This is a genomic window from Nocardiopsis mangrovi (assembly GCF_042653925.1).
Taxonomy (GTDB): domain Bacteria; phylum Actinomycetota; class Actinomycetes; order Streptosporangiales; family Streptosporangiaceae; genus Nocardiopsis_B; species Nocardiopsis_B mangrovi.
In genome coordinates this window covers 98,883-117,545 of record NZ_JBHSFQ010000017.1, presented here as the reverse complement: position 1 = coordinate 117,545, position 18,663 = coordinate 98,883, and the positions used below count along the sequence as shown (strand labels likewise).

The window sequence follows — 18,663 nt, the reverse complement described above, 5'->3', positions numbered from 1 at the left end:
GGAGGCCGTCGCTCCCGAGACCCGTTCGCCGTCGAGTCCCTCCCTAAGCGGCTCCCGGTCCCGTCCCCGTTCCCTCGTCCTCACGGAGCGGACCCTCCAGCGGCAGCCGCAGCGTGAACACCGATCCCTCTCCCACCGTGCTCGCCGCCTCCGCCGTTCCGCCGTGGAGTTCGGTCAGGTTGCGGACGATCGCCAGCCCCAGCCCGCTGCCGCCCGTGCGGCGGTTGCGCGACTTCTCCGCGCGCCAGAAGCGGCTGAACACCTGCGGCAAATCCTCGGGGGAGATCCCCACGCCCGTGTCGGCGACCTCGATGACCGCGTCGCGGCCCTCGCCGCGCGCCCGCACGGTGACGGTCCCCGGCGCGGGAGTGTGCCGCAGGGCGTTGCCGACCAGGTTGCCGATCGCCTGGAGCAGCCGTGCGCGGTCGGCGACCATGGGCACGTCCGCCGCGTCGGTCACCAGCCGCAGCCCCGCCGACTCCGCGCGCAGCCGGTGGCTGGCGACGACCTGCTCGACCAGGTCGCGCACGTCCACCGGCTCCGGGGTCAGCCGCAGCTTCCCGGCGTCGGCGAGCGCCAGCTCTTGGAGGTCGTCGATGATCCGCTGGAGCAGCAGCGTCTCCTTGATGAGCATCGTCATCCGCTCGGGTTCCAGTTCGGCGACGCCGTCCTGGGCCGCCTCCAGCCAGCCGCGGAGGTTGCTCAGCGGCGTGCGCAGCTCGTGCGAGACGTCGCTGACCATCGCCTTGCGCTGTTCCTCCAGCCGTTCCAGGTGCTCGGACATCTCGTTGAACGCCCTGGCCAGGCGGCCGATCTCGCCGGAGTCGCGTACCGCCACCCGCGCCGCCCGGTCGCCGTCGCGCATCCGCTGGACGGCCGCGGTGAGGGCGTGGACCGGGCGGACCAGGCGGGTCGAGAGCACGACGCTCACCACTACCGTCAGGACCAGGATCAGCAGCACGACGCCGGAGACCCGGAGCACGCCCTCGCGTGACAGGGCGAGGCCCGGCTCCGCGCCGGAATCGGGGTCGTCGATGAACAGGAGGGCGGCCGGGGCCACGTAGGGGCCGAGCTGGTCGCGCCGGGCCGTGTCGACGCACGCCGCTATGCGCGGGTCGGTCTCCGGCGGGACCGGGGGCGGGGCGGCGGTCGAGGGTGCGGCCGTGGGTTCCACCGCGGGGGCCGGTTCCCGGGGCGGGGCGGAGGAAGCGGCCGACGGATCAGGAACGGCGTCCTGCGGCGGTTCGACAGGGGGCACCGCGGTGTCCGGATCCCCCGGCGCGGCCGACGGATCGGGCGCGGGCGCGTTCTCGCGGGGGTCGTCCTCCTCCTCCACCGGTCCCGGCAGGTCTCCGGGGGCCTGCGCGTCGTCCGGCATGGGGAAGGGACGCGGGTCCGAGGTGGCCACTTCGCCGCCGCCCGTGGCGGCGTCGATGCGGTAGACCGCCTCCAGATCGTGGGGCTCCAGGCAGTCGGCGATGAGGTCGTTGAGCTCCGTCAGCGCCTCCTGCTCGCTCGCGGTGGGCTCGGCGAGCGCGTCGAGCCCGCAAACGGACGACGCCAAGGGGTCGGTGCCGGCGTCCGGAGCGTCGACCACGGGTCGCCCGCTCGGCCCGGTCGCCACGTCCGCCGTGATGCCGAAGTCCGTCATCAGGCAGTCCGCCGCCCTCTCGGCGATCCCCGCGAGCTCGGACCGGTCCGCCTCGTCCAGGGCGAAGGGCCCGACCGCCCGCGGGTCGATCCGGTCGGCGGCGTCGGAGGAGAAGGTGACGTCCACCGCCAGCGGGTCCACGACCGAGGACGTCCGCGGCGGCAGGGCCGGCGCCGCCTCGGACCCGCTCGCCGCGGAGTCGGCGATCGGCCGCCGGTTCTCGGTGGTCAGCGCGATCCGGCGGTCGGTCTCCGCGGCCAGTTCGTCGACGGCGTCCTGTACCCCGTCCCACTCGGGATGGGTGGCGGCGTAGCCCATGAGGGCGTCGTGGATGCGCGTGTCGACGGCGAGGGTCTCGCCCTGCTCGACGTTGAGGGATTCCGAGGTTCCCTGGACGGCCACCCACGCCGTCGCCGTGATGGAGCAGACGGCGACCAGGATCGACCCGGCGAGCATGCGGGCGAGCAGGCTGTGCCGGAGGGCCGCCCTGCCACCGGCCGCCGTGGCCCGGCCCCGCTCCTTCGCGCCGCGCTCACTCCGGGCGTGCGCCATCGGCGGACCCGTTCAGCTTGTAGCCCACTCCGTAGACCGTGAGGAGCCGGATCGGGGAGCGCGGTGCGGGCTCGATCTTCTTGCGCAGGTTCTTCACGTGCACGTCGATGGTGCGCTCGGTGATGAAGCGGTCGATCCCGTGGATCCGCTCCAGGAGCTGCGCCCGGGTGAACACCTGCCCGGGCCGCTCCGTGAGCGCCATGAGCAGGTCGAATTCGGCGGGTGTGCAGTCGATCGGGGCGCCGTCGAGGTGCACGGTGTGCCGGGCCGGGTCGACCGCCACCGGTCCCGCGCGCAGCACCGGCTCGGGGGCGGGGACGGTCCGGCGCGAACGGCGCAGCAGCGTCCGCACGCGCGCCATCAGCTCCCGCGGGCTGTAGGGCTTGGTCATGTAGTCGTCGGCGCCGAGGTCGAGGCCGGCGAGCAGGTCGTCCTCGGTGGAGCGCGCGGTGAGCATCAGGACCGCCACGTCGGATTCCGCGCGCAGCGCCCGGCAGGCGTCCAGCCCGTCCATCCCCGGCATCATCACATCGAGGACCACGAGATCGGGGGAGGTCCGGCGGTGTTCGGCGACCGCCGTCCGGCCGTCGTGCACCACCAGCACGCTGTGCCCCTCGTGCTCCAGGTAGCGGCGGATCAGCTCGGCCTGGTTCACGTCGTCCTCCGCGACCAGCACATGGGCGCACATCGGGGTCTCCCTTTCGATCGCGGTCCGGCCGGCGCGCCGCCGGAATCCCCCGGGGCGGGGTCGATCGTACGCGCCGAGCGCGGCTCCGGACCGCCCCGGAAAGGGGGGCGGACAGGTCCACACACAACCCACACAACGGGCACACAGGTCCTTCACATCCGTCGGCCACTCTTCGTGATCGTCCGGCGGGGCACTCCCGCCCGGACACCCGACCCCCAGGGCCGGCCGGGCAGCGGGCCGCGGCCCGGCCGCCGAAACCACGCCGGATGGAAACGCCATGCACCGATCGATGCTCGCCGGCAGCCGCCGAGCCCCACACGGAGCGCTGCCGCCGCTGTCCGCCATCGCCCTCCTCGCCGTCCTCACCGCCTGCTCGCCGGAGCCCGCCGGCGGGCAGGCGGGCGAGCCGGAGGCGGCGGACGCCGGGGACACCGCGGAGGCGGCCGGCGCGGAGATCGCCACGGTCGTCGGCGCCGGCATCGACGTCTTCGCCGAGCCGGACGGCGGCGAGGTGGTCGAGACGCTGGAGAGCCCGAACGACTTCGGCGTCGACCGCGCCTTCCTCGTCGAGCGCAACGAAGGCGAGTGGCTGGAGGTGCTCCTGCCCGTCCGGCCCAACGGCAGCACCGGCTGGGTGCGCAGCGACGAGGTGGAGCTGTCCACCACCACCCTGGAGGTCCGGATCGACCTGGCGGAGTTCACCTACGCCGTCCACGACGGAGAGGAGGAGGTACGCAGCGGCGAGATCGGCACGGGGGAGAACGAGACGCCCACCCCGCCCGGCCGCTACTACTTCACCGAACTGCTCCGGCCCCCGGACCCCGATGGCGACTACGGCGTCTACGCCTTCGGGCTGAGCGGGTTCTCCGAGACGCTGGAGACGTTCGCCGGGGGACCGGGCCAGCTCGCGGTGCACGGCACCAACGACGAGGACGCGCTGGGCCGCGAGGTCAGCCACGGCTGCATCCGCGTCGCCAACGACGACATCACCTGGATGGCGGAGAACCTGCCGATCGGCACGCCGGTCGAGATCGCCGGCTGACGAACGGCTCCCGGCGGGCGGTGCCGCCCGCCGCAGCGGAGCGGCCACAGCCCTCCGCCGACCCGGCCGCGCCGGCGGCCGCAACGGCACGACGACACACCTTCATCACCGGCACCTACCACGTCCTACGGGACGCCGACCCTCCGAAAGGTCCACCATGCGACTGAAGTCCGCCCTGCTCATCACGGGCATCGCCGCCGCCGCTCTGTTCGGCGCGTCCCCCGTGCTCGCCGACGCCGCCGCTCCCTTGCCGCAAGGGCCGGCGGAGGACGTCGCGACGCCTCCGTTCCCGGAGCCCGACGACCCGTCCGAGGCGCCGGGCGACCCCCAGGCGCCGGGTGATGACGTCCCCCGTCCCGAGCCCACCGAGGACGCCGAAGCCCCGGCCCCGGCTCCCTCCGACGACCCGGCGGCGCCCCCGCAGGCCGTGCCCGCCGACCCGGTGGAGCGCGACCCCGACTACACCGGCTGAGCGGTCGTGCAGCCGTACAGCCGCGTAGCCGCCGGCCGCGAAGGCCGCGGTGCCCCCGGGTGATACGTGGGTGCCGCGGTCCGGCACCCGATGGCGGTCCGGGCCGTGGACGGCGGCCCGGCGGCGTCCGCCGGCGGCGTGCGGAATGTAATCCGGCCTTCCGGAACCGGGTCCGCCGACGGCACCCCCGCCCGCATCGCCCCGCCCGCGTCCAGCGGGCGGGGCGGCCGTGCTCCGCCGGCCGCGGAGGCCGGTCGTCGGCCGGCGGTGGCGGAACGCGCTCACGCGTCGGGGAACACGGCCGCCCGGAACAGCCGCCGCGCCGCCCGCAGGACGGGCTGGCCGCGGACCGGCGTGGCGTTGGCGAGGAGCGCGACGCCCGCGCCGGCGGTCGGGCTGAAGCCCGCGAACGCGGTGAATCCGCCGGTGGCGCCGGTGTGCCAGTACAGGGTGTGCCCGCGGGTGGTCCGCTGGTTCCAGGCCAGGCCGATCGCGGTGCCTTTCGCGCCCGCCTTTCCGCCCAGTGGGTGGTAGGACCGGCGGACGGCGGCGACCGCGTCGGGCAGGACCCCGCCGATGGCGCCGGGGTCGAGGTGGGCGCGCAGGTAGAGAAGCATGTCGGCGGGGGTGCAGCGCACGGCGCCCGCCCCCGCGAGGGCGTCGAAGTGCCACGCCCCCACCGGCCGCCCGCGCCGGTGGCCGGTCGCCTCATCGCGCCCGGAGCCGTCGTGCTCCGCCGGGCGGGAACCGGCCGCGGCGCCGCGTGGTGGTCCAGCGTCGCTGTCGCACATGCCCAAGGGCTCGAAGACGCGTTCGGCCACCAGCGCCGGATAGCCGGTGCCGGCGGAGTCGGCGAGGACCTGGCCGAGCAGGCCGGTGCCGAACGTCGAATACCGCGGCACGGGCGGATCGGACCTCGCCAGCCTGGCGCGCCCGGTGGCGCGGTAGAGGTCGTCGCGGCCGTAGCCGGCGTAGGGATCGGAGATCCAGCGGGCGGCGGCGCGCGGGAACAGGTTCCGGGGCAGCCGCGGGAGCCCGCTGGTGTGCGTGGCGAGGTCGGCCAGTGTGGCCGGCGGGCCGCTCCGGCGCGGTGCCGCGCCGGGCGGCAGGCGGGTGTCGAGCGGGTCCGCGAGCGCGACGTCGCCCTGCGCGGCCATGACCGCGAGCAGCAGCGCCGTGAACGTCTTGGACAGCGAGCCGACCTCGAACACGGTCCGTTCGCCGGCCGGCGGCCCGCCGTCGTCCCCTCCGCACCGGCCGATCGCCAGCACCGCTTCGTCGTCGCCGCGGATCAGGGCGGCGCCGACGGCGGGTGCGACCCCCTCGGTGACGAGGGGGCGCGCGTGCACGTCGATCAGGTCCGACAGGCGATCGGCCGCGGGCGGAGTGGTCACACGGCCTCCGCGGGCACGAGCACCGGCCGGAGCGCGCGCGACACGGTCATGGTGGCGGCGATGACCGCCACCAGGGTCGGGTGGTGGTGGTTGACGAAGGCGCGCTCGACGTCCTCGGACGGCCGGGTGACGCCGTTGGGCACCATGCCGTTGTCCAGCTGGGCCTCCGCCAGGTGCTCCCAGACCTTAGGGAAGAAGATCGGGGTGCGCAGGCAGACGCCCACCAGCAGGAACTCGGCGAGCAGGTCCCAGAACCGGGTCTCGTCGAAGACGTCGACCCACACCGGCAGCCACAGGTGCAGGTAGTCCTCCAGCTCCTGCGGCAGGCCCTCGGGGTCGGCACCCCAGTCGGTCAGGTGGAAGACCGTGTGGGTGACCCCGTAGGCGTTGTTGGCGTCGAGCATCCACGGTTCGGGCGTGCCGCCCAGCCAGGTCTGGCGGGTGATGTCCGCGACGTCCTCGTGCACCGGCAGCCCCGCCCGCCGGGCGGCGGCGACGACCGCCAGCCGCCGGTTGGGGACGTGCTCGGGCACCTGCCAGGAGCGGAGTCCGCTCAAGTGGTGCAGCAGGAGCTCCAGCCGCGGGTGGTGGTAGTCGGCGTCGACGAAGGGCGAGTAGATCTCCAGCGGGTGGGTAGCCGCCGGGGTGTGCTGCTGGAGCCGGTACAGCAGGTCGCCCTCGCGGAACTCCCGCCAGGTGAAATCGAACATGGTGTCGGCGATTTCCGAGGTGCGCGGCCCCGATACCCGTTCGCGCCGGATGAGGCCCAGCGCGAGGGACAGCTCGCTCAGTGACTTGAGCGCGTTGCCGTCGATCTCGTGGTCGGGAGTGTCGCGGTCGAGCGCGAACAGGGAGCGCACACTGCCCAGCCAGTCGAGCGCGGCATCGCTGACCTTGTGGGCCAGCCGGATCGTGCGCGTGTCCATCAGGACTCCCTCTGCATCATGTGGCGCGCGATGGCGAGTTCCAGGCGCGTCCGCGGTTCGTCCATGGCGAGCAGGTCGAGCTGGTCGACCGCCGGCGCGAGCAGAGGCTCGGGCAGCTGTGCGGCGTCCATGGCCAGCCACCGGGCGAGCCGGGCGGCGGTGAGGTGGTCGCGGCGCAGCATCGACCGGCTCAGGCCGCGGACGAGGTCCGTGCGCCGGTTCAGCGCGGTATCGCGCGCGGCGCCGTCGAGGCCGGGCAGGGCCAGCGAGGACAACCGTGCGAGGGTGAGCGCCCACGGCTGCCACGGCTCGGCCGGGCCGAGCGCGGGCAGGCCCGTGACGGGGTCGCCGTCGATGGCGGCGAGGCCGTCCCAGGAAGACGTGTCGACGCCGAAGCGGGCCAGCACGCGGCTGAGCGCCCAGTCGCGCGCCGACCACACGGGGTCGGCGCCCGCGGCGGGCGCCGGCGCGGGGAACACCCGCACCGACGCCTGCACTACGGCGACATCATCGTCGTCGGGAACCCGGCCGGACAGCAGAAAAGGGGCCAGGACGTCCGCGCCGGTGACCCGGACCGCCCCCTGGCCGCTGCCATTGTCGTCGATTTCGGCGACACGTCGCGCCAGCGGAAGCGCGCAGCCGGTTTCTCCCACGGCTCGGGCCAGATCGGCCGCCAGAATTTCGGTGGCCGTTTCGACCCTGGTCGGTGGCGATGAGGTCAGCATTGATGAACTTTCTAGAAGGTCCGTGCAATTGCGAGGCTCTGGACCACGCCACCGTGGGCGTCCTCGATGGGCTCGCCGCCATCGGGGTCGGTGGAGAGCAGCGCGAGAAGGGCGAGGAGGAGCTTGGCCTCACCCCGGGGCGCCGCGTGCGACGGCATTTGCAGCAATTCGTCGCCCGCCACGAGACGGTCGATCGTCATGCGGTCGGTTTCGGTCGCGAGCGCAGTGGCTGACATGGCCATACGGATCACCCCTTGTGATCGGGAATGTGTACTTCCAGGGACAACCATGCGCCAGGCCGGCGAGGTGAGACAAGCCTCCACGGACCCATATATCAAGTTTTGGGTTTCACTTAACGCGAATGCGGAGTGACCGCGATATCCCTTATGTTCGCGCGTTGCCGCGTGGGGCTGGGTTTCCGCAGGCCGCGAGGGGGTGTGTGGAGTGTCCAAGTATACGCAAAAATCCCCTTAAAACATCTTGAATGTACGTCTCGATTCCCCTCCTGCGTCTCTTCTTTTTTCGGCCTGAATACAAGTGTGTATGCCCGTCAGAGTGATTGCCGACACGGAATTCCTTCCCCGGGCGGCCCTCCGGGAATCGGCGCCGTGCCATTGCGGCGGGGCCCGCCCGCTGGCATCGTGGGGCGGTCCGCAACGGTGCCGGCCCGTCCCGCTCGCCCGGCAGCGCCGGGCGGGACGGGCCGCTGCTACGCGTGGGAGGTCCCCGCCATGACCCGACGCAGCCACCCCGACGACCTCGGCCACCCGGTACGCCTTCCGGCGCGCGTCGAACGCGTGGTCTCGCTCGTCCCCTCGCTCACCGAGGCGCTGGCCGCCACGGATCCCGCCCTCGTCGCCGGCTGCACCCGGTGGTGCACCCACCCGCCGGGCTTGCGCGCCGAACGTGTCCGCGGCACCAAGAACCCGCACGTGCGGCGCATCATCGAGATGGCGCCGGACCTCGTCGTCGCCAACCAGGAGGAGAACCGGGAGCGGCACGTCCGGGAGCTGCGCGCGGCGGGGATCCCCGTCTGGGTCACCGTGGTGCGCGACCTGGCGGAGGCGTTCGCGTCGATGCGCAGGCTGATCACCGTCGCCTGCGCCCGCCCCGAACCCGCGTGGCTCGCCGAGGCGGAGGCCGCCTGGCGCGAGCCCGCCCCGTTGCGCGGCGTGCGCGTGGCCGTGCCGATCTGGCGCGACCCGTGGCTGGCGGTCGGCCGCGACACCTTCGCGGGCGACCTCCTCGCCCGGCTCGGCGCGGTCAACGTCTACGCCGATGCCGCCGACCGCTACCCGGCGGCCGACCCGCGGGACATCGCGGCCCGCGCCCCCGACGCCGTCCTGCTGCCGGACGAGCCCTACGCGTTCTCCGCGTCCGACGGTCCAGAGGCGTTCCCCCGGACGCGCACGGTCCTCATCGAGGGCCGCGACCTCACCTGGTACGGTCCATCGCTCGCGGCGGCCCGGGAGCGCCTGGCCGCCGCGTTGCCGGGGTGACCCCGTTCCGCCCGGCGCCGTGGTGCCCCCTCTGGGCCCGATGTGCGCGGGTTGACGTGATCGCGGTCACGTTCTTTAATGTCTTTCGTTGATCGGACCGCATATTCCGCTTTACGGAATGCGGGCTGAGCTCGGGTGCGCAGCCCGCTGACGACGCGCGCCGTCCGGCCGCGCCGCGGTCCGGTGGCCGCGACGAAGGGAACCGCGTGGTGCCCCCAGACCAGCTCGCCGCCTACCGCCCCCAAATCGACCCCGTCGCCGACTCCCTCGCCTGGTCGGCCCTGGTGGCCTCCCTCCCCCTGCTCGTCCTGTTCCTACTGCTCGGGGTCCTGCGGCTGCGTGCTCAATGGGCCGGACTCGGGGCCCTGGCGTGCGCGGTCCTGGTCGCGGTCCTCGCCTACGGGATGCCCGTCCCGCAGGCCGCGCTCGCCGCCACAGAGGGGGCGGCCTTCGGGCTCTTCCCCATCATGTGGATCGTGGTCAACGCGATCTGGGTCTACAACATGACCGTCGCCACCGGCCACTTCACGATCCTGCGCAGGTCGGTCAGCTCCATCTCGCCCGACCTGCGCATCCAGGCCATGATCATCGCCTTCTGCTTCGGCGGCCTGCTCGAAGCGCTCGCCGGTTTCGGCACGCCGGTGGCCATCACCGCGGTCATGCTCATCGGCCTCGGCTTCCGGCCGATGAAGGCGGCGGTGGTGACCCTCGTCGCCAACACCGCGCCGGTCGCCTTCGGGGCGCTGGCCACCCCGATCATCACGCTGTCCAACATCGCCGCGCTGCCCCTCCAGGAGCTGAGCGCGGTGGTGGGCCGGCAGACCCCGATCCTGGCGTGCTTCGTGCCGCTGGTGCTCGTCTACATCGTCGACGGCCGGCGGGGCCTGAAACAGACCTGGCTGCCCGCCGTCGTTGTCGGCGTCGCCTTCGCCGTGGGGCAGTTCGCCGCGGCCAACTACATGTCGGTGCAGCTCACCGACATCGTGGCCGCGTTCGCCGGGACCGGCGCCGCGGTCCTCCTGCTGCGCTGGTGGCGCCCTGCCATGGTGCTCACCGGGGAGCGCGCCGCGCAGGAGGCGCCCGAGGAGGAGCCCGTGCCCGCCGCCGGCGCGTCCGGCCGCGCACCGGCCGCCGGAGCCCCGGCGGCCGCCGGCTCCGGTGCCCCGTCCGGTGCGGGCGCCTCAGGGGATCCCGCCGACGAGGGCCCGCTGCGCCGCGGCGACGTCCTCCTCGCCTACGCGCCCTACGCGGTGATCATCGCCGTGTTCTCGATCGCGCAGTTCGGACCGCTGCGGGACCTGCTGTCCGCCACGACCGTCGTCTTCCCGTGGCCCGGGCTCGACGTCCTGTCACTGAGCGGCGAGCCCGCGACGGCCGCGACGTTCCGGTTCGACTGGCTGGCGTCCGGAGGGACGCTGCTCCTCCTGTCGGGCCTGGTCAGCGCGGCGATCCTGCGGCTCCGCCCGGCGGCGGCACTGCGCGCCTACGCCGACACCCTCCGCCAGCTCTCGGCCCCGATCGTGACCGTGGCGGCGGTCCTGGCGCTCGCCTACGTCATGAACCTCTCCGGCCAGACGATCACGATCGGGCACTGGATCGCGGGGGCGGGAACGCTGTTCGCCTTCTTCTCGCCGATCCTCGGCTGGATCGGCGTCGCGGTGACGGGCTCCGACACCTCGGCCAACGCCCTGTTCGGGACCCTTCAGGTGGCGGCGGCGGAGAACATCGGCCTCGACCCCGTTCTGATGGCCGCCGCCAACTCCTCCGGCGGCGTCCTCGGCAAGATGATCTCGCCGCAGAACCTGGCGATCGCCGCGGCGGCCACCGGCCTGGCCGGCCGTGAAGGAGACCTCTTCCGCAAGGTCTTCGGGTGGGGCCTGATCATGCTCTTGGGCATGTGCCTGCTCGTGTACCTGCAGTCGACCGACGTCCTGGGCTGGATGCTGCCCTGACACCGCCCGGCTCGGGCCCGCGCAGCGGGCGCGGCGGCCGGGGCCGTCCCCGGCCGCCGGGAGGCGCGTCCTCCCAGCGGGCGGGGACGCCGCGCGTTCCCTCAGGGCGGGGTCGGCTTGATCGGCTTGACGGGGCTGACGCCCTTCGCGGGCTTCTCCTTGAGGAGCGGACGCCCCGCGGTCTCCGGCGACAGCAGCACCGGGCCCAGCGAGATCACGGCGGCCGCCATCAGGTAGTAGGCCGGCCACATCTCGTTGCCGGTGCCGGTCACCAGCGCCTGGATGATGAAGGGCGCGGTGCCGCCGAACAGCGCCGTCGAGATGTTGTAGCCGATCGAGAACGCGCCATAGCGCACCGGTGTCGGGAAGAGCGCCGGGAGGGCCGAGGGGATGGTTCCCAGGAGCTGCACCTGGCACAGGGCGAGGAGGGCCAGGCCCGCGATGGTGAACGCCCACGTGCCCTGCTGGATCAGCAGGAACGCGGGCACCGCGAGCACGATGTAGGAGAGGCACGCCGATGCCAGCAGCGGCTTCCGCCCGATGCGGTCGGACAGCGCACCCACCGGCAGGACGATCCCCATCATGGCGAGCATCACCACGACCATCGACATCAGCGCCACGGTCCGCGGTAGCGAGAGCACCTCGGCGAGGTAGGTCTCCATGTAGGTGAGCAGCACGTAGTTGCCGACGTTGAGCACGATCACGATGCCGACGAGCATGAGCAGCATCCGCCAGTGGTGCCGGACCAGCGAGCGCAGGGGCGAATGGACGATCTTCCGCTCGTCGCTGATCTCGCGGAACGCCGGGGTGTCCTCCAGCCTCTTCCGCAGGTACAGACCGATGGCACCGAGAGGGCCGGCGATCAGGAAGGGGATCCGCCAGCCCCACGCGTTCATGGCGTCCTCACCGAGGGTGAGCGTCAGCACGGTGGGGATGCTCGCGCCGAGCGCGAACCCGGCCAGGGTGCCGAACTCCAGCCAGCTGCCGAGGAAACCGCGTCGGCGGTCGGGGGAGTACTCGGCGATGAAGGTCGCGGCGCCGCCGTACTCACCGCCGGTGGCGAACCCCTGGGTCATGCGGGCGATCAGGAAGAGGATCGGCGCCGCGACGCCGATCTGCGCGTAGGTCGGCAGGCAGCCGATGACGAACGTGGCCCCGGCCATCAGGAAGATCGTGACGGCGAGGACACGCTGCCGGCCGATCCGGTCGCCGAGGGGGCCGAAGAACAGGCTGCCGAGGGGGCGCAGCAGGAAGGAGACGGCGAAGACCCCGAACGCCGAAAGGGTCTGGATCGCGGGGTCTCCGGCGGGGAAGAACGCCGCCCCCACCATGGTGGCGACATAGGCGTAGACCCCGAAATCGAACCACTCCGTACAGTTACCGATGGCGGCCGCGGCGATCGCCCGTCTGACCGCCGATCGATTGGGTTCGGGATCTTGCCGGTCAACAGCGGCCATGGGCACCCCTTCCGCTATCGGGTCGATCACTTCCACATCCCATAAGCGGGGTGGAACTACCCGAAAGCAGACATGTGTAATCGGATCCACAGCCAGCAATTATGACTCTGGGTAGTTAGATCCTCATAACAGGTGATAACCGATCTACCACGGGTTATGCGTAAATCCTTGGCCTGTGAGCCTGGTGGGGCCGCCGCCGCGGGGCCCCACTGGCGGCCGCCGGTCCCATGGCGACCGGCGCGGGCGCGCTCACCGGCGCCGGTAGATGCTGACCACGGCCCCGCTGTCGAAGGCCCGGTGCTCGGCCGCCTCGAAGGTGTGCGGCCCGAACCCGCCCGCGATCATCGGGATGCCCGAGCCGATCGCCACCGGGTAGCGCTTCATGGCGATCTCGTCGATCTCGGGGAGCAGCCGGCCCGCGAGGGTGCCGCCGCCGACCAGCCAGATGTCGCCGCCCTCCTCGGCCTTGAGCCGCCGCACCAGGCCGAGCGGGTCGTCGGCGACCAGCTCCACCCCGGGATCGGCGATCGGTGGGAGGGTCGACGACACGACGTATTGGCGCAGGTGCGCGTAGGGGCTGCCGACCCCGATGTCCAGAGCGGGCTGGTAGGTGCCGCGTCCCATCACCGCGGTGTCGAAGCGCTGCCTGGGCGGGTCGATGCCCAGGCGGGCGCGGACGTGTGTGGGGATGGTGTCGGCGAAGCGGGCGTCGGCGAAGTCCCTGAGGCCGTCGCCGGGGGTGTCGTCGCCGGGGGTGTCGTCGCCGGGGAAGAAGTCGAAGGACCCCTCCGGGCCGGCGATGAAGCCGTCGAGGGTGGTCGCGATGTAGTAGACGAGTTCTCGCACCGGTGTTCCTCCTGGCGGCGCCGCCTTCCGGCGCGCATAGTACTCTGTGTGAAGTGATTTGAACGTAGTACTTCATATGTAGTGATGTCAATCGGATGATCAGGAGACCGGCATGCGGCAGAACCCGGAACGGCGAGCGGCGCTCCTCGACGCGGCCATCGAAGTCCTCGCGCGCGAAGGCGCGCGCGGCCTGACCTTCCGCGCCGTCGACGTCGAGGCGGCCGTCCCCAAGGGCACGGCATCGAACTACTTCGCCAACCGCGACGAGCTGTTCACCCAGGTCGGCGGGCGCTTCTACGAGCGGCTCGCCGCGGACCCCGGGGCCGCCCCGCCCGGCCCCGAAGGGCCCCGCGACCGGCGCCGGATGGCCGCTGTCATGCGCGCCATGGTCGACCGGATCACCGAGTTCCGCTCGGGCTACCTCGCGCTGCTCGAACTCCGCCTGGAGGCCGTCCGCCGCCCCGAACTGCGCGCCGTCCTCACCCGCGCGATCCGCGCGGACATCGACGCCAACGTCGACTCCCACCTGGCGTCCGGGTTCCCGGGCGACGCCACGACGGTGGTCTCCCTCCACCTCGCCCTGAACTGGCTGATCACCGAGCGGCTCACCCTGCCCGGTGTCTTCTCCCAGGAGCAGGCCGACGCGATCGTGGACGAGCTCGTCGACCGCCTCGTCCCGCCGGCCGCCGCCGACGGCACGGGCCCCGCCCCCGGCGCCGTCCCGCCCGCCTAACCCGAATGCGCCGCCCGCGGGGTCTTCGCGCACTCCGCCGGGGCGACTCCGCGCGGCTGCGCGAATTCCCCGCCGGATCCGTCTCCCGAATGAACGGATGCCCCTCGCCGCGTTACCGGACGGCGGCAGGCGGCGGGATTCTCCGGTGCGTTGGACGGTGCAATGCGGAGAACACGGGTAGGGCCTTACCTGAACGGCGCCGCCGACACGCATCGACGCGCATCAGTGAGATGAAACACCGCCGCCGGGCCGTGTGTGCACCGTGCCATCACCAAAGTGTTATGGATTAATGTGCATCTGCATGGCATTCTCGTGAGGAGAAGGAGGTCCGCATTATGGCGCAAAAAGTTCAGGTGCTACTCGTCGACGATGTCGACGGTGGCGAGGCCGAGGAAACCGTGTCGTTCTCGGTCGATGGAATCAACTATGAGATCGACTTGAGCGGGGTGCACGCCAAGCAGTTGCGCGAGGCGGTCGCGCCTTTCCTTCAGGCCGCGCGCAAGGCCCCGTCGAGGCCGGGGCGCGGGACCCGGGGCCCGAAGCAGCGCACCGCCCCCAACCGCGAGCGCAGCGCCGAGATCCGCGCGTGGGCGAAGGAACACGGTAAGGACGTCAGCGAGCGCGGGCGTATCCCGCAGGCGATCGTCGACGAGTTCTACGCCCGCAAGGGCTGACGGCCCGCTGGATCCGGCCGAGAGAGGCAGCGGCCTTCGGGCCACTGCCTCCTCGTATTCTTTTCGGCGCGGTGACCGATAGTGCCGCTAATGCGGCGGATACCCGGCCGCGGCCCCTGCGCCCGCGCCACCCCTATGCCGTATGCGGCCCCCAATCGCGAACCGCGGTCCCGGTCCCGCTCCCGTTTTCCCGGAAAACGCGGACATTGCCGCATGGCGCCCGGGGCGGCAATCCCCCGGTGCCCCGGGGCATTACCGGGGGCCTCCGCCCGCGCCTCGCCGAGGCCGCGGACACGCGCGGCGCTGCTGTGGAAAACGGGTCGCACCGTGGAGCGCCGCGTGCCGGAGATGTACGTTTGGGGAAACGCACACGCGTGCGGGCGATACGGCCCGTGTGGCGCGGGCTCCGGGCTCAGCGGCGGCCATGGATCCGGGGCTCACCGGGCGACGCTCCGTTACCCCCTGAGTGAAAGTGGACGTCAATGGCTGAAGGCGCAACGCGGGCAAGGGACGACGACCGGCCGGAGCCGTCCGCGGCCGACACCGCAGGCGCGGCCGACCTGACCGCGACCTTCGAACGGGCCATGAGCGCCGACCCCGCCCCGCGGCAGGTGGAGCCGCTGGACGAACCCGGCGAACCCGAGCCGCTGCCCGACCTCGTGCCGCCCCACGCGGCCGGGGCCCTCCCGCAGCCCGGGCCCGCGCCGGGCGGTCCGGTCGGGCCGGGCGGCGGCCATCCGCACCCGCAGCCCCCGCTGCCCCTGGGGGCCGACGCCTTGGTGCGGTCGAAGCGCAAGCCGCCCTCGGGCGGGTGGCGGCGGGCGGTGCACGCCGCCACGTTCGGACTGGTGCACCCGGGGGAGTCTCCCGCGGAGCTGCGCCGCCGCGACCTCGTGGCCACGGTGAAGATGCCGCTGGCCGGCGGGCACCACCGGGTGGCGGTGCTCAGCCTCAAGGGCGGGGTCGGCAAGACCACCACCACCGTCGCGCTGGGCGCCACCCTGGCGTCGCTGCGGGGCGACCGCGTACTGGCGGTCGACGCCAACCCCGACCGCGGCACGCTCTCCGACAAGGTCCACCAGGAGACCGCGGCCACCATCCGCGACCTCCTCAACGAGAAGGACCTCATCCGGCGCTACGCCGACATCCGCGGCTTCACCTCCCAGGCCGCGTCGCGGCTGGAGGTGCTGGCCTCCGACCGCGACCCCGCGGTGTCCGAGGCGTTCAGCGAGACCGACTACCGCGAGGTCGCGCGGCTGCTGGAGCACTTCTACTCCATCACCCTCACCGACTGCGGTACCGGCATGCTGCACTCGGCCATGAACGGCGTGCTCGGCCTGGCCGACCAGATCGTGCTGGTGTCCACCCCCTCGGTCGACGGCGCCCGCAGCGCCTCGGCCACCCTGGACTGGCTGGAGGCCCACGACTTCGGGCACCTCGCGCGGCGCGCGGTGGTGGTGCTGTCTATGGTCCAGACCAAGGGCAAGAGCGCGGTCAACGTCGAGCGCCTGGAGCAGCACTTCGCGGGCCGCTGCCGCGCCGTGGTGCGGGTCCCGTGGGACCCGCACCTGGAAGAGGGCGCCGAGGTCGAACTCGACCAACTGGCCCCCGCGACCCGCCAGGCCTACCTGGAACTCGCCGCCACGGTCGCCGGCGCCTTCGCCGACCCCCGCCGGCCGGCCCCGCGGCCGTCGGAGCAGGGGGAGGCGCACGCCTGATCCGTCCGCCGCTCGCGGGCCGGGGCGGGGGAGCGACCACGCGTCCCCGGCCGGCTCCGGCCCCCGGCCGCCGGAGACCGCGTCCTGCGGCTCCGGGCGGCCCTGGCGGTCAGAGGCCGCGCAGTTCGTCGCGGATCGCCGCGACGCCGATGCGGACCTCGTCGAAGGAGGTGCTCAACGGGCTCAGGCCCAGGCGCAGGCCCTCCGGGGGGCGGAAGTCGGGGATGACCCCGCGCGCCCACAGGCGCTGCGTCATGTCCCGGAACGCCGGGTGGTCGATCGTGACATGGCCGCCGCGGCGCTCGGCCTCCGCCGGCGAGCCGAGCACCACCCCGTGCCTCAGCAGCCACGCGTCGGCCAGCTCGACGGCGAACCCGGTGAGCGCCACCGACTTCGCCCGGATCGCCGCCATCCCCACCTGCTCGATGAGCGCGACGGTGTCCTGCACCGCGGCCATCCCCAGCACCGTGGGCGTACCGCTGATCAGCCGGCGGACGCCCCGCGCGGGCGTGAACCCCTGGGCCATCGCGAACGCGTCGTCGCCGCCCATCCACCCCCAGATGGGCTGGCGGAAGGCGCCCAGGTGCCGGGCGCCCACGTACCCGAACGCCGGCGAGCCGGGGCCGCCGTTGAGGTACTTGTAGGTGCATCCGGCCGCGAGGTCGACGCCCCACCCGTCGAGGTCGACCGGCACCGCCCCGGCCGAGTGGCAGAGGTCGAGCAGCAGCAGCGCGTCCGCCTCGTGCACCGCCGCCGCGATCGCGGGCGCGTCGAGCAGGTGCCCGGACCGGTAGGCCACATGGCTCAGCACCACGACCGCTGTGCGCTCCGACACCGCCGCGCGCACGTCGTCCGCAGTGACGCCGCCGCGGGGGGCGGCCTCGATCCAGCGCAGGGTCAGTCCCAGTTCGGCGGCGACGCCCTCGACCACATAGCGGTCCGTCGGGAAGTTGTCGCGGTCGATGACGATCTCGGTCCGCCCGGGGCGCAGCGCGGCCGCGCCGCGCACGAGCTTGTACAGCAGCACGGTCGTGGAGTCGCCGATGACCGTCTGGCCGGGCGCCGCGCCCAGCGCGGCGGCGCCCAGCCGGTCGCCGATGGTGAGCGGGAGGTCGAACCACCCCTCGTCCCAGGAGCGGATGAGGCGCGATCCCCAGGCGTCGCGGACGAGTCCGCCGATGCGCTCGGCGCTCGCCTTGAGGGGGCGCCCGAGGGAGTTGCCGTCGAGGTAGGCGACCACGCCGGGGTCGTCCGCCCCGATGAACAGGTCGCGGTGGGCGCGCAGGGGATCGGCGCGGTCCAGCTCGGCGGCGCGGGCGGCGAACTCTGCGTCGGACGTCATGATGCCGGTGCCCCTTCCTCCGGGGTGCGCGCCGGGACCGTGTGGGCCGTCATGTGCCGATCACCGTGCGGACCTCCAGGAGCTCGGGGAAGAACGTCAGGTCGAGGGCGCGGCGCAGGAACCCGACCCCGCTGGAGCCGCCGGTCCCCGTCTTCGCACCGATCGTACGGGCGACGGTGCGCATGTGCCGGAACCGCCAGAACCGGAAGTTCTCCTCCAGGTCGACGAGCTCCTCGAACGCCTCGTAGGCGGCCCAGTTCTCCGCGGAGTTGCGGTAGACGTGGGCGATGAGGCCGATGAGCTCCGGGTTGGCCGCGTAGGCCCGGGTGACGTCGCGCTCCAGCGCCGAAGCCGGCACGTCGTAGCCGCGGCGCGCCAGGCAGCGCCAGAACGCGTCGTACAGGCTCGGCTCGCCGAGCAGCGTCCCCAGGAGGTCCCGCGCCGCGGGGTCGGCGTCGAAGACCCGCAGCATGTCCGCGTTCTTGTTGCCGAGCAGGAACTCCACCGCCCGGTACTGGTAGGACTGGAACCCCGAGGAGTTGCCGAGGAACCCGCGGAACTCCGCGTACTCGGCGGGGGTCAGCGTCGCCAGAACGGACCACTGCTCGGTCAGGGTCTTCTGGATGTGCTTGACGCGCGCGAGGCACTTGAGCGCCTTGCCCATGTCGTCGTCGGCGAAGGCGGCGCGGGCGGCGAGGGTCTCGTGCAGGACCAGCTTGAGCCAGAGCTCCGTGGTCTGGTGCTGGACGATGAACAGCATCTCGTCGTGGTGCTCCGGGCTGCTGACGGGCTTCTGGCACTCCAGTAGCGCGTCCAGCTCCAGGTAGGAGCCGTAGCTCTGGCGCGAGCGGAAGTCGGTGACGATCTCCTTCTCCAGCGGCCGGCTGTTCGCCTCCACGTCCATGGGCGTCTCCTCTCCTGCGGTCGTGTCCGTTGGCGGGGGGTGGTCGGGTGAGCGAACGCCACCGCACGGCGCCCAGCAGCGCGGCGAT

General features: G+C 72.9%; 16 protein-coding genes and 1 pseudogene. 7 read left to right on the top strand and 10 right to left on the bottom strand.

What is annotated here, in order from left to right:
- Positions 1 to 43: 43 nt before the first annotated feature.
- Both ACFO4E_RS17860 and ACFO4E_RS17855 read right to left on the bottom strand, forming a co-directional pair.
- Positions 44 to 2,203, bottom strand: a complete 2,160-nt coding sequence (locus ACFO4E_RS17860; RefSeq protein WP_378576252.1) for a sensor histidine kinase — start codon at positions 2,201 to 2,203, stop codon at positions 44 to 46.
- Positions 2,184 to 2,891: a response regulator transcription factor gene (locus ACFO4E_RS17855; RefSeq protein ID WP_378576250.1), complete on the bottom strand. Its 708-nt coding sequence runs from the start codon at positions 2,889 to 2,891 to the stop codon at positions 2,184 to 2,186. Before ACFO4E_RS17855 ends, ACFO4E_RS17860 begins: the two co-directional genes overlap by 20 nt.
- 277 nt (positions 2,892 to 3,168) lie before the next feature.
- On the opposite strand from ACFO4E_RS17855, the gene ACFO4E_RS17850 reads away from it, so the two are divergent.
- Positions 3,169 to 3,933: a L,D-transpeptidase gene (locus tag ACFO4E_RS17850; protein ID WP_378576248.1), complete on the top strand. Its 765-nt coding sequence runs from the start codon at positions 3,169 to 3,171 to the stop codon at positions 3,931 to 3,933.
- A 157-nt stretch (positions 3,934 to 4,090) separates the two neighbouring features.
- A complete protein-coding gene (locus ACFO4E_RS17845; protein WP_378576247.1) occupies positions 4,091 to 4,405 on the top strand; it encodes a hypothetical protein in 315 nt (104 codons plus the stop codon).
- Positions 4,406 to 4,686: 281 nt separating this feature from the next.
- On the opposite strand, the gene ACFO4E_RS17840 is transcribed toward ACFO4E_RS17845, so the two are convergent.
- From ACFO4E_RS17840 to ACFO4E_RS17825, 4 genes are read right to left on the bottom strand one after another with little or no spacing between them, the layout of a single operon-like run.
- Positions 4,687 to 5,799 (bottom strand): serine hydrolase domain-containing protein, encoded by a 1,113-nt coding sequence (locus ACFO4E_RS17840; protein ID WP_378576245.1) that lies wholly within the window; start codon positions 5,797 to 5,799, stop codon positions 4,687 to 4,689.
- Positions 5,796 to 6,725, bottom strand: a complete 930-nt coding sequence (locus ACFO4E_RS17835; RefSeq protein WP_378576243.1) for a DUF6895 family protein — start codon at positions 6,723 to 6,725, stop codon at positions 5,796 to 5,798. Before ACFO4E_RS17835 ends, ACFO4E_RS17840 begins: the two co-directional genes overlap by 4 nt.
- Positions 6,725 to 7,450, bottom strand: coding sequence for a hypothetical protein (locus ACFO4E_RS17830; protein WP_378576242.1), 726 nt, complete (start codon positions 7,448 to 7,450; stop codon positions 6,725 to 6,727). Before ACFO4E_RS17830 ends, ACFO4E_RS17835 begins: the two co-directional genes overlap by 1 nt.
- Positions 7,451 to 7,461: 11 nt before the next feature.
- Positions 7,462 to 7,650 carry a hypothetical protein gene (locus ACFO4E_RS17825; protein WP_378576240.1) on the bottom strand — a complete coding sequence of 63 codons (189 nt, stop codon included), beginning with the start codon at positions 7,648 to 7,650 and terminating at the stop codon, positions 7,462 to 7,464.
- A gap of 531 nt (positions 7,651 to 8,181) precedes the next feature.
- On the opposite strand from ACFO4E_RS17825, the gene ACFO4E_RS17820 reads away from it, so the two are divergent.
- Both ACFO4E_RS17820 and ACFO4E_RS17815 read left to right on the top strand, forming a co-directional pair.
- Complete coding sequence (locus ACFO4E_RS17820; RefSeq protein ID WP_378576238.1) at positions 8,182 to 8,949, top strand: helical backbone metal receptor; 768 nt, start codon at positions 8,182 to 8,184, stop codon at positions 8,947 to 8,949.
- Positions 8,950 to 9,155: 206 nt separating this feature from the next.
- Positions 9,156 to 10,901: an L-lactate permease gene (locus ACFO4E_RS17815; RefSeq protein WP_378576237.1), complete on the top strand. Its 1,746-nt coding sequence runs from the start codon at positions 9,156 to 9,158 to the stop codon at positions 10,899 to 10,901.
- Positions 10,902 to 11,002: 101 nt separating this feature from the next.
- Here the strand turns inward: ACFO4E_RS17815 and ACFO4E_RS17810 are convergent, their stop codons facing one another.
- Together ACFO4E_RS17810 and ACFO4E_RS17805 are read right to left on the bottom strand one after the other, a co-directional pair.
- Positions 11,003 to 12,358 carry an MFS transporter gene (locus tag ACFO4E_RS17810; protein WP_378576235.1) on the bottom strand — a complete coding sequence of 452 codons (1,356 nt, stop codon included), beginning with the start codon at positions 12,356 to 12,358 and terminating at the stop codon, positions 11,003 to 11,005.
- A gap of 249 nt (positions 12,359 to 12,607) precedes the next feature.
- Positions 12,608 to 13,204 carry a dihydrofolate reductase family protein gene (locus tag ACFO4E_RS17805; protein WP_378576234.1) on the bottom strand — a complete coding sequence of 199 codons (597 nt, stop codon included), beginning with the start codon at positions 13,202 to 13,204 and terminating at the stop codon, positions 12,608 to 12,610.
- A 112-nt stretch (positions 13,205 to 13,316) separates the two neighbouring features.
- Here ACFO4E_RS17805 and ACFO4E_RS17800 point away from each other — a divergent pair, with 112 nt between their 5' ends.
- From ACFO4E_RS17800 to ACFO4E_RS17790, 3 genes and pseudogenes are all read left to right on the top strand, one after another.
- Complete coding sequence (locus tag ACFO4E_RS17800) at positions 13,317 to 13,937, top strand: TetR/AcrR family transcriptional regulator (RefSeq protein ID WP_378576232.1); 621 nt, start codon at positions 13,317 to 13,319, stop codon at positions 13,935 to 13,937.
- Positions 13,938 to 14,272: 335 nt separating this feature from the next.
- Positions 14,273 to 14,611: a histone-like nucleoid-structuring protein Lsr2 gene (locus ACFO4E_RS17795; protein ID WP_378576230.1), complete on the top strand. Its 339-nt coding sequence runs from the start codon at positions 14,273 to 14,275 to the stop codon at positions 14,609 to 14,611.
- 518 nt (positions 14,612 to 15,129) lie between these two features.
- Positions 15,130 to 16,329: pseudogene (locus tag ACFO4E_RS17790) on the top strand (MinD/ParA family ATP-binding protein); the annotation flags it as partial.
- 109 nt (positions 16,330 to 16,438) lie between these two features.
- On the opposite strand, the gene ACFO4E_RS17785 reads toward ACFO4E_RS17790, so the two are convergent.
- Positions 16,439 to 17,671, bottom strand: a complete 1,233-nt coding sequence (locus ACFO4E_RS17785) for a kynureninase (protein WP_378576229.1) — start codon at positions 17,669 to 17,671, stop codon at positions 16,439 to 16,441.
- 49 nt (positions 17,672 to 17,720) lie between these two features.
- Positions 17,721 to 18,575 carry a tryptophan 2,3-dioxygenase gene (locus ACFO4E_RS17780; RefSeq protein WP_378576227.1) on the bottom strand — a complete coding sequence of 285 codons (855 nt, stop codon included), beginning with the start codon at positions 18,573 to 18,575 and terminating at the stop codon, positions 17,721 to 17,723.
- Between the last annotated feature and the right edge of the window lie 88 nt (positions 18,576 to 18,663).

What these genes read in the sequence shown, in the direction of transcription:
- ACFO4E_RS17780 (WP_378576227.1), bottom strand. Translation starts at nt 18,575, where the DNA reads ATGGACGTGGAGGCGAACAGCCGGCCGCTGGAGAAGGAGATCGTCACC.
- ACFO4E_RS17845 (WP_378576247.1), top strand. Translation starts at nt 4,091, where the DNA reads ATGCGACTGAAGTCCGCCCTGCTCATCACGGGCATCGCCGCCGCCGCT.
- ACFO4E_RS17795 (WP_378576230.1), top strand. Translation starts at nt 14,273, where the DNA reads ATGGCGCAAAAAGTTCAGGTGCTACTCGTCGACGATGTCGACGGTGGC.
- ACFO4E_RS17785 (WP_378576229.1), bottom strand. Translation starts at nt 17,671, where the DNA reads ATGACGTCCGACGCAGAGTTCGCCGCCCGCGCCGCCGAGCTGGACCGC.
- ACFO4E_RS17850 (WP_378576248.1), top strand. Translation starts at nt 3,169, where the DNA reads ATGCACCGATCGATGCTCGCCGGCAGCCGCCGAGCCCCACACGGAGCG.
- ACFO4E_RS17855 (WP_378576250.1), bottom strand. Translation starts at nt 2,891, where the DNA reads ATGTGCGCCCATGTGCTGGTCGCGGAGGACGACGTGAACCAGGCCGAG.
- ACFO4E_RS17800 (WP_378576232.1), top strand. Translation starts at nt 13,317, where the DNA reads ATGCGGCAGAACCCGGAACGGCGAGCGGCGCTCCTCGACGCGGCCATC.
- ACFO4E_RS17810 (WP_378576235.1), bottom strand. Translation starts at nt 12,358, where the DNA reads ATGGCCGCTGTTGACCGGCAAGATCCCGAACCCAATCGATCGGCGGTC.
- ACFO4E_RS17860 (WP_378576252.1), bottom strand. Translation starts at nt 2,203, where the DNA reads ATGGCGCACGCCCGGAGTGAGCGCGGCGCGAAGGAGCGGGGCCGGGCC.
- ACFO4E_RS17820 (WP_378576238.1), top strand. Translation starts at nt 8,182, where the DNA reads ATGACCCGACGCAGCCACCCCGACGACCTCGGCCACCCGGTACGCCTT.
- ACFO4E_RS17825 (WP_378576240.1), bottom strand. Translation starts at nt 7,650, where the DNA reads ATGACGATCGACCGTCTCGTGGCGGGCGACGAATTGCTGCAAATGCCG.
- ACFO4E_RS17830 (WP_378576242.1), bottom strand. Translation starts at nt 7,450, where the DNA reads ATGCTGACCTCATCGCCACCGACCAGGGTCGAAACGGCCACCGAAATT.
- ACFO4E_RS17835 (WP_378576243.1), bottom strand. Translation starts at nt 6,725, where the DNA reads ATGGACACGCGCACGATCCGGCTGGCCCACAAGGTCAGCGATGCCGCG.